This is a genomic window from Gilliamella sp. Lep-s35, assembly GCF_009795845.1.
GTDB lineage: Bacteria > Pseudomonadota > Gammaproteobacteria > Enterobacterales > Orbaceae > Gilliamella.
Genome location: NZ_WTEX01000025.1, coordinates 24,448 through 35,223 on the forward strand (window position 1 = coordinate 24,448; position 10,776 = coordinate 35,223).

Below are 10,776 nucleotides of genomic sequence, written 5' to 3' on the forward strand. Positions count from 1 at the left end.
ACTTAACTTAAATAGGTAATAATTATATGGTTAATCCACTTAAAGAAGGCGCACAAGCTCCTCAATTTTCGTTACCAGACCAAGACGGAGAGCAAATAGGCTTGAAAGACTTTAAAGGTCACCGTGTTTTAATTTATTTTTATCCAAAAGCAATGACACCAGGTTGTACGGTGCAAGCTTGTAATTTACGGGATTGTGCTGATGACTTTAAAAAGTATAATGTAGCAATCCTTGGAATTAGTACTGATAAACCAGAAAAGTTATCTCGATTTGTTGAAAAAGAGTTGTTGAATTTTACATTGCTTTCTGACGAAAATCACGAGGTCGCCCAAGCATTTGGTACTTGGGGCGAAAAAGAGTTTATGGGTAAAACTTATGATGGTATTCACCGTATTAGCTTTTTAATTGGTAAAGACGGGAAAATTGAAAAAGTATTTAATGATTTTAAAACTGCTAACCATCACGAGGTGGTTTTAGATTACCTTAAAAACCACCCTAAATAATTAGAGTAAATAAAAGCAGATTAGCTATTAGTCTGCTTTTAACTCACACCATTTGCATTATTTAATTCGTCTTGTTTTGGCCAAGCATTGATAATAGCTTTAACTAAAGTTGCTAGTGGGATCGCAAAAAATATCCCCCAAAATCCCCATAAACCACCAAAGACAATCACCGCTAAAATAATAACCAGTGGGTGTAAATTGAGCTTTTCAGAAAACAAGCAAGGCACGAGTAAGTTACCATCTAATGCTTGTATTAAGATATAGAAAAATAGCAAATAACCAAATTGAGCGGTTAATCCCCATTGAAAGAGAGCAATAAGAACAACAGGAATACTTGAAATAATAATACCAACATAAGGCACCAATACCGATAAGCCGACAATCACAGCTAATAAAAGTCCATAATCTAAACCAAAATACCAAAAAGGAAGATAAATACAAACGGTTAAAATAATAATATGCAATACGTTACCAACAATATAATTAGCTATTTGCATATCCATTTCATTGGCTACTTTGTTTAAAATTGTACGATTTTTAGGTAAGATTTTTGAACAATACCCCCATATTTTGGCTTTATCTTTTAATAAAAAGAACATCATGATGGGCACTAAGACTGCATTAATCGCAACTGAAACTAACCCTAATAAAGAGACAATTGAAAATTGCAATAATGAGTTACCTGTTTGTACAGCTTTGTTAGTAATACCTTGGATTATTGAGTCAAATAAGCGTACATCGATCAATTCTGGATAGTGCTGAGGCAAAGTGGTTAAAAAATTGTTAGCAAAATTTAGCATGTTTGGAATATTGGTGATTAAGCTAATGCTTTGCTGCCAAATTAATGGTAATAAGATCATAAATCCAATTAATACAATCATCAAAAAAAGCAGTAATACCATTACCACAGCAAGCGTTCTTGGAATATTTTTTTTGTGTAAAAAGTTGACTGGCCTATCAAGCAAATAAGAAAGTACAATCGCGATTAAAACAGGTAGCAGAATTTTATTGAAAAAATAGATGATGATAAATAGATTAATAATTACAACCATTAACGAAACAACATGCGGATCGCTAAAGCGCTTTTTATACCATTCAATAAACATTTTTAACATTAAAATACTCCTACTTTACTAACTTTTGAGAGTAATAAACTCTATTTAATTATTTTTTAAAACCACCCAATATACCACGAGTGATCTGTTTGCCAATTTGATTCACAACTTGTCTTGTTGCTCTTTTGGCAATTTGTTGGGTTATGCCATCATGTTGCCCGCCTTTTGGCCCTTTAGAACCAAAAAGGAGTGTGCTAAAAAAATTAAGTAATCCGCCATTATTTTGTTTATTATTAGTATCATTACTTTTGTCATCACTACTATTGTTATCTTGATTAGACATATTATTTAACGAAAATCCAGCTTTTAATACTTCATAGGCCGATTGCCTATCTAAAGTTTGTGCATATTTATGATAAAAACGAGATTGATGAATAATCGATGATTGATTATCTGGCGACATTGCTCCCATTTTTGAACTTGGCGCAATAATATAACCACGCTCAACCATGTTTGGGCGACCTTTTTCATCTAGAAATGAAATAAGCGCTTCACCAACGCCAAGTTCCATAATCTCTTTTTCAGTGTCAAAACTTGGATTGGCTCGCATAGTTTGGGCGGCTGTTTTTACTGCTTTTTGGTCTTTAGGTGTAAATGCACGCAAAGCGTGTTGTACACGATTACCTAATTGCCCTAAGATCGTATCAGGGATATCAGTCGGGTTTTGAGAAGCAAAATAAACGCCCACACCTTTAGAACGAATTAAGCGTACAACTTGTTCTATTTTTTGTAATAATGCAGGAGAAATATCGTTAAAAAGAAGATGAGCTTCGTCAAAGAAGAAAACAAGTTTAGGTTTATCAAGATCGCCTACTTCAGGCAAGTGTTCAAAAATTTCGGACAATAGCCATAATAAAAAGATAGAATATAATTTAGGCGAATTGTATAACTTTTCTGCCGATAGTATGTTAATGACACCACGGCCTTGAGGATTAACTTGCATTAAATCTTGAATACCTAACATCGGTTCGCCAAGAAAAAATTCAGCGCCTTGTTGTTCTAATGTTAATAGCCCTCGCCCAATTGCACCAATTGATGATGATGAAATATTGCCATATTGTGTTGTAAACGTTTTTGCGTTATCACCCACGAATTGAATTAATATACGAAGATCTTTAAAGTCAATTAATAATAAGTTGTTATCATCAGCGATTTTAAATATCAACTGTAATACACCTGATTGTACATTATTTAAATCAAGTAATCGGCTAAGTAAAATCGGTCCTATATCTGACACTGTACTGCGAACGGGTATTCCTTTTTCAGCAAAAATATCCCATAACTCAATCGGTGATGAATCGGGCTGCCAATCATTTACTTCAATACTGGCTAAGCGAGCTTGTAATTTTTCAGATAATATTCCCTGTTCACCAATGCCTGTTAGGTCGCCTTTTACATCAGCAAGAAAAACGGGCACACCGATTTTCGAAAATCCTTCAGCCATTTTTTGTAATGTTACTGTTTTACCCGTACCTGTTGCGCCAGTAATTAAACCATGGCGATTAGCTAATGCCGCTATAATAGATAGATCTTTACCTTGGCTTTTGGCAATTACAATTGATTCACTCATAAGGTAACCCCTTATTAATTTGTGATTAAAATAATATTGTTACGGTCAAATCTGTCTCGAAAAAATTTTGCTCTAACAGCAGTTTATTTATAATAATAGCCTTTTTATAAAACCGCCCCATCTATAAAAATAATTTCTCTATGAAACGAGTTAATTATATTGTATTCTGAATTAGCAATAGTCGCTATTGTTATTATTCCATCTAGCCTAAATAAGGAGGCGTTATGTTTCCAGAATATCGAGAAATCATTTCTAAATTAAAAAATACCGATTTACGTTTTCAAAAATTGTTTGATCAACATAATGAACTCGATCAAAAAATCAAAAATATTGAATCAGGTATTATTGTCAACACAACCGAAACGATAGAAGCGTTAAAAAAACAAAAACTAAAGCTTAAAGACGAAATTTATGAAATCTTGAAAAAAGCATCTGATACAATTGAGAACATATAGCCAAGTATCATTTGCAAAAATTTTAATTAATCGATTTATTATAAGAAATGCAAATAAAAACCCCAACGACTGGGGTTTTTTATTATCTTTAAACCTAACTGTTTATACTAACCATTTTGGTTTTAATTATTTAGCTGCGCTTGTGCTTTTTTTTGTTTTCGGCTTTTGAGCAGCATAATTAAATTTTTATGCGGTTTTTTCATAGATTATTTCCTTTTGTTATAATTATATGGTTAATAAATTAATTTTTAATTACTTTTACTATATAAATTTTAGAATAGCTAAGCGACATTTATATCGCTTAGCGGTTATTGGTAATCAGTTATTATTGTTGTATTAAAACCATTGTCCGAAGCGTTTAATATAAATCCGTTTCATCAATTGTGCAACACAGCAATAACTAAATAAGGTTGCTAAAAGCCATGGAAAATATGACAAAGGTAATGGTTCTAACCCAATTAATCCACCAAGTGGAGAAAACGGAATATAAATACCCACAGCCATAATCAACAAGGTCATCACAATAACAGGAAATGCCGCAGTGCTTTGCACAAATGGGATTTTTTGTGTTCTAAGCATGTGCACCACTAATGTTTGTGACAATAACCCTTCAATAAACCACCCCGAATGGAATAATGATTGCATTTCAACGCTATTAGCACTGAAAACAAACCACATTAATGCATACGTTGAGATGTCAAAAATAGATGATGTTGGCCCAATCCAAATCATAAATCGCTTAATATTTAGCGCATCCCATTTGCGTGGTTTTTGTAAAAACTCATCATCCATTCTATCCCATGGTAATGAGAGCTGTGAAATATCATACAGCAAATTTTGAATGAGTAAATGTATCGCTAGCATAGGTAAAAATGGTAGAAACGCACTAGCAACCAATACTGAAAAAATATTGCCAAAATTTGAACTTGCCGTCATATTTAAGTATTTCATGATATTACCAAAGGTTTCACGACCACATATTACACCTTCCTCTAATACCATTAGGCTCTTTTCAAGCAAAATAATATCGGCTGATTCTTTCGCGATATCAGTTGCGGTATCAACAGATATCCCAACATCGGCATCACGAAGTGCTGGCGCATCGTTTATACCATCACCTAAAAAGCCCACAGTATGGCCATTATCTTGTAATAATCGAATAATTCGTGATTTTTGCAATGGTGTTAATTTAGCAAAAATAGTACGTTGTTCGATTTGTATTTTAAGTTCGGCATCGTCCATTTTTTCAATTTCAGTGCCTAGTAGTGGTATACCTGGTTCTAAACCGACTTCTCGACACACTTTGATAGTAATAATTTCGTTATCACCTGTTAACACTTTAACACCCACACCATGTTCATTTAAAGCCGAAATTGCTTCAAATGCACTTTCTTTTGGTGGATCTAAAAAGGTTAAAAAACCACGAATTGCAAGGGCTGTTTCGTCTTGTACTGTATATTGCGCTTTTGTTTCGCTAGCGGGAATGTCTTTTATACCAACTGCTAACACTCTAAAGCCATCTTTGTTATAATCATGCGCTAAAGCAATTAATGCTTGTTTGCGTTTGTCATCTAATGGTAAATATTCGCCATTTTCATAAACATGACTTGCAATCGATAGCATTTCTTCAACAGCACCTTTACAAATCATTAAATGGTTATCACTATCATTTTGTACTACCACCGATAAACGACGACGCACAAAATCAAACGGTAATTCATCAATTTTTTTGTATAAGCTAGCCCCCACCTTTTTCATACGGGTCTTTTCTTCGGCAAAACGGATAATCGCTTTATCCATCAGATTTTTCATACCGCTTTGATAATAGCTGTTAAGCCAAGCTAGCTCTAAAACAGATGAATCGACCTGACCATTGATATCAAGATGATGCTCTAAAATGATTTTATCTTGTGTTAAGGTGCCTGTTTTATCGGTACATAAAATGTCCATTGCCCCAAAATTTTGGATAGCGTTAAGTCGTTTAACAACTACTTTGCGCTTTGCCATACCAACGGCGCCTTTAGCTAAATTGGCGCTTACAATCATTGGTAACATTTCTGGTGTTAAACCAACTGCTACCGCTAATGCAAACAATGCAGCATCGCCCCAATCATTTTTTGAAAAACCATTAATAAAAAAGACAATTGGCACCATAATAAGCATAAAGCGAATAAGCAACCAACTTACACTATTAACACCACGATCAAACGAAGTTTCAGCGCGCGAACCAACGATTGACTTTGCCAACGAACCAAAATGCGTATCCGCACCGGTGGCAACTACAATGGCTGTAGCTGTTCCACTAACCACATTGGTGCCCATAAAACAGATATTATTGACATCAAGTACATTATCTTTAGCAATATCTGATTGTTCAATATTATCAGTCGTTTTTTGTGTTACCGCGCCCAACGTGTCATATTTTTCAACGGGGATTGATTCGCCAGTTAATACCGCTTGGCTAACAAATAAGTCTCTAGATTCAATCAACCGAATATCTGCCGGGATCATGTCACCTGCGGATAAATAAACAATATCCCCTGGAACAATTTCACTTAATGGAATTTCAATGCGCTCAGGGGGCATATCTTTATGTGCACGACGCAATACAGTTGCGGTTGTGCGAATCATTGATTTTAAAGCTTCGGCCGCTTTGTTCGATCTAAACTCCTGCCAAAAACGCAATAATCCACTAAGTGAGACCATCGTTAAAATAATAATAATCCCTGTTAAATCGGTCTCTTCACCATTTTGCAAAGGTAACCAAAAATCAGTCACAAAACTAACAATAGCTAATGCTAATAATACAAATATAAATGGATTATTAAACGCCATTAATAGTTGTACTAAAACTGACGGTACCTTTTCACGGGCAACTTCATTTTTTCCATATGTTTCAATTCTCGACTTTGCACTTTCTTGTGTTAATCCTGAAAGGCTGGATTGAAATTTAGCTAAAATACTATCAAGACTGCTTTGGGCTTCGTTGATAGCTTTAATATCTACACTATTTTGTGCTTTAGTTTTTGATGTATTTTTTGTCATCATAAGTACCTATATTCATAATTTTGGCAAAAGTAGGCCAACTTATTGTTACTAAATAACAATAAATAATTAAATTTTGTGATTAGCTAAAATTTAGTGCATAGCAAAATTAGCCTGTAAAGCTATTTTGTATAGCTTGGGCTGAGCATTAAATTTAATTAGCAACAGAATTAATTAAGAATTTAGATACAACTCGGTGGTTCTAAATGTTTTTCTGAAAGGTGCAAAATACACTGCATAAAGCTGTGTGCACATTGATGTTTTGAATTTGTGTGATAGCGTGTAAAAAAATGCATATCGTTCACCGTTACCGTTTTATCAATTTCGGTTTGTGAACTGAAAAAATGATGATTTAGACAGGTTCGTTAACCGATAATGATGTGTTTAAATTTATCTCCCCGCATTTTGGGGTGACCCGATTGAGTGTCCATATTTCTCCTGTAAATTGAACTCTACACTTTGTATTTCAACTTTTCTTCACCCTCATTTTTAGTTTTCATAATAACTAAAAAAGGAAAAAAAGCTCAAAAGGCGCGCATTTTATACGCTTTTAAGAAATAAAAGTCAATCTATAAAGACATAAAAAAGTGATAATTATTGAAAAACAGCACTTATCGTTATTTTTATCTTCATGATTGATTAGTTTGCACTCCATAAAAAGACTATAATTTAACGTTGAGCACAACCTATAGTCATCAGGTTGATTATATAATGTGGCAAGTTGTCTTGTTTAGTCTATTTAAGCAAAAAAACAATTAACTGTTTGTAAAATTTTCATCAAAAAGTTTTAGAAAACTATCTATTTCAATTTAAAACACTTTTCCATAATGTGTTTATTGATAAAACGCTTTTTTAACTATCTAAGATTATTCAATAATAAAATTAAATTTTCGATTTTAATAAACAAAATAGATAGGCTAACCACACATTGATTTGTTTGTATCTAACCATTAGGCACAAATATTTAACCTTGCATTTTTTAACTGATTAACAAGATCTAATAGTGATAAATTAAGTTGATGCATAAATTGTTGGTACGAAAATGTTTTTTTACTAATTTCATCCAACTGTAATTCCCAATGGGCGGTCATATCGGGCATGGACATTATATCAGGTAGCGATAAAATTAGGTTTTTACCCACCTCGGTTGAGCGTATTGCTTTACCTTGGCGAGTCAAGAACTGACGTTTAAACAACAACTCAATAATACCAGCCCTTGTTGCTTCTGTACCTAAACCATCGGTTTCGCGCAGTATTTTTTTAATTTCAGGATCTTTAACAAATCGGGCAATCCCCGTCATTGCCGACAACAGTGTTGCATCGGTAAATGGCCTTGGTGGTTGGGTTTCTTTGCTAAGCAGTTCAGTATCAATACATTGCACTGTTTCACCCTTTTTAACTAATTTAGTTAATAAACTATTACTTTCATTATCGTCGTTATTAGCTTCTATTTGATTGTTTTTATTTCGAAATAAAACCTTCCAACCTTCATCAAGCATTTGGTTAGCTTTAGAAATAAATTTTCCACCTTGAATATCAACATCAATTTGCAATTCAGCATATTTATATGCTGGATAAAATTGAGCTAAATATTGCGTTGCAACGGCTTGATAAACGGCTTTTTCGTTAACTGATAGGTTATCCATTTTTGCTTTACGCAAGGTTGGAATAATAGCGTGGTGCGCCTCTACTTTTTTGTCATTCCACGCTTTAGTGCGTAAAGTGTAATCAGCATGACTAATTGCGGTTTGCAGTTCTGGACAATTATTTTCAATGGCAGACTTTACCCCCGTAATTTGTTTTAAGTGTTCTTCAGGCAAAAAGCGACAGTCTGATCTTGGATAGGTAATTAATTTGTGTTTTTCATATAACGATTGACAAACATCAAGCACATCTTGAGCACTCAGCCCATTTTTTTTAGCCATCTCAATTTGCAGTGCCGATAAATTAAATGGCATTGGTGGGGCAAGTTCTTTCTTTTTATTACTAACTTTATCAATTTTTCCTGATTGATTATTAATGCGTTGGCAAACATTTTCGGCCAATTTTTTAACTAAAACACGCCCTTCCTCATCCAGATAAGGCGCGCAAGCTTCGCTAGGTTGCCATTTGGCTTTGAAGATTTCATTATCTTGTGTTTGTAGCACGGCAAAAACTTCATAAAAGGGTTTAGGTACAAATTGCGCTATATCTAAATCACGCCTAACAACCAATCCTAAAATAGGCGTTTGTACTCGCCCAATTGACAACACTCCCCGATAACCGTTTTTTTGTCCAACAATAGTACAAAGTCGACTCATATTGATACCATAAAGCCAATCTGCTCGTGCTCTTGCCAAAGCCGAAGTAGACAAAGGAATAAAATCTTGGTTACTGCGTAATTGCTGTAATGACTTTTCAACAGCGTTGGCATTCAAGTCACTGATCAAACAGCGCTTTATTGCTTTGCGTTTACTTGGTGGTAATTGGCAATAATTTAAGACTTCATCAACCAACAACTGCCCTTCTCTATCTGGGTCACCTGCATGCACAATCTGATCGGCCGATTTAATTAGATCCACCAAAATATCAAACTGTTTTTGTGTCGTATTTTTTGGGGTTAATATCCACTTTTCAGGCACGATGGGTAAATCGTTAATTGCCCACTTTTTATATCGCTGATCATAAACTTCTGGCGTGGCTTGCTCAAGCAAGTGCCCAATACACCAGCTCACCACATCACCATTACTTGCTTTAATAAAACCATTACCTTTTTGATGAGGTTTTGGTAACACATCAGCAATAGCCCTAGCTAAACTAGGTTTTTCAGCAATAAATAGACGATAGGGCTGATTAGATCGCATAACAACAATTATTCATAAAAAATACCAAAATTATAAACGGTTATTCGTTTTTTACAAAAAAGATTAGCCCAATTACCACCATTTTTTATATTTAAGCCAAATAACTGAAATAACACAAATAATAACAAGCAGTAATATCAATCCAACAAAAGACCAACCTTCGCTACTAAAAGGAATACCCGCTAAATTGACACCAAGTAAACTGGTTAAAAATGTAATTGGTGTAAAAATAATAGTAAATAGCGACATTAAGTAAATTCGTTTATTGGTTGATTCGGCCAAAAAGCTATTAATCTGCTCCATAATTGAAGCTAACCGCAACAAACAGCTATCGATATCTGATACATAATGATTTTGTTGATAAGAAATATCATGCAACCGTTGACGATCGTTATCATCAATCCATGATATTCTTTCAGTCGAAATTTTCACAAAAATATCACGTTGTGGCGACAATAATCGGCGTAAAACAATCAATTGTTTACGAACCCGACCGATCTCTTTATAAGAAAAGATACGTTGGTTTAAAACAGATTCCTCTAACTTAATGATTTTATTGTGAACACTATCAAAAGATAAGTTAACTTGATCACTAATTAAATCCGACATTTGAATCAACCAATCGGCCACATCCACAGGGCCAATGCCCTTTTCTAAGTGATCTTTTAATTCCGCAATAGCAGAAATTTGTTGATGCCGAGTTGAAATGATCATGTTATCGGTAATAAAAAAACGAAAAGTAACAATAGGATCTGGAAGTTCATTGGGAATAAAATTAACGCCTTTTAACACGACTAAAACGCCCGACTCAAAACGAATCTCTTTGGATATTTGATTTGGTTTTACCAACTCATTTTTAATTAAATCAGGAACTAGGTTTGTGGTATTTATCCAATTAACAGTTTCTTGTTTAGCAAAGTCTAAATGAATCCAAAATGGTTGCGAAACAGAAGGCACACTATGTTCATTAAGCGGTATAGCTTTACCTTTACCATCTAACTGACAGCAAAAAGCTGGGTTAGCCTCTAGAAGATGAGAAACAGAAATAATACCTTCGCTATTTTGATTCGTCATTACCAGCTCCATTTGTTATAGTTTTTTAAATTATATACTGAATTTAGATTAAAAAGGATCTACTAATTAAGGCGTGTTGATCTTTGGTGATTATTTTTTAGACGGCATGATATGAGTTATAATAATTCTGCAAAAAACAACCATAACTCGATTCATCATGCCAAGAACAAT

General features: G+C 34.1%; 7 protein-coding genes. 2 read left to right on the top strand and 5 right to left on the bottom strand.

Translation table 11 applies throughout. The annotated features are described in order from the left end of the window. Positions 1-26 precede the first annotated feature (26 nt). Complete coding sequence (gene bcp, locus GQ590_RS10135; RefSeq protein ID WP_160408771.1) at positions 27-503, top strand: thioredoxin-dependent thiol peroxidase; 477 nt, start codon at positions 27-29, stop codon at positions 501-503. Positions 504-541: 38 nt separating this feature from the next. Here bcp and GQ590_RS10140 read toward each other — a convergent pair whose 3' ends face one another. After that, positions 542-1,618: an AI-2E family transporter gene (locus GQ590_RS10140; protein ID WP_160408769.1), complete on the bottom strand. Its 1,077-nt coding sequence runs from the start codon at positions 1,616-1,618 to the stop codon at positions 542-544. 49 nt (positions 1,619-1,667) lie between these two features. Next, entirely contained in the window at positions 1,668-3,188 is a 1,521-nt protein-coding gene (locus tag GQ590_RS10145) for a helicase HerA-like domain-containing protein (protein WP_160408767.1), read from the bottom strand. Positions 3,189-3,412: 224 nt separating this feature from the next. On the opposite strand from GQ590_RS10145, the gene GQ590_RS10150 reads away from it, so the two are divergent. Beyond that, entirely contained in the window at positions 3,413-3,643 is a 231-nt protein-coding gene (locus GQ590_RS10150; RefSeq protein WP_091123127.1) for a YdcH family protein, read from the top strand. Positions 3,644-3,979: 336 nt separating this feature from the next. Here GQ590_RS10150 and mgtA read toward each other — a convergent pair whose 3' ends face one another. The 3 genes from mgtA to zntB all read right to left on the bottom strand — a co-directional run bounded on the left by mgtA (position 3,980) and on the right by zntB (position 10,605). Next, positions 3,980-6,691, bottom strand: coding sequence for a magnesium-translocating P-type ATPase (gene mgtA / locus GQ590_RS10155; RefSeq protein ID WP_160408765.1), 2,712 nt, complete (start codon positions 6,689-6,691; stop codon positions 3,980-3,982). A gap of 947 nt (positions 6,692-7,638) precedes the next feature. Next, positions 7,639-9,531, bottom strand: coding sequence for a DNA topoisomerase III (locus GQ590_RS10160; protein WP_160408763.1), 1,893 nt, complete (start codon positions 9,529-9,531; stop codon positions 7,639-7,641). 72 nt (positions 9,532-9,603) lie between these two features. After that, positions 9,604-10,605, bottom strand: coding sequence for a zinc transporter ZntB (zntB, locus tag GQ590_RS10165; protein ID WP_160408761.1), 1,002 nt, complete (start codon positions 10,603-10,605; stop codon positions 9,604-9,606). Positions 10,606-10,776: the final 171 nt, after the last annotated feature.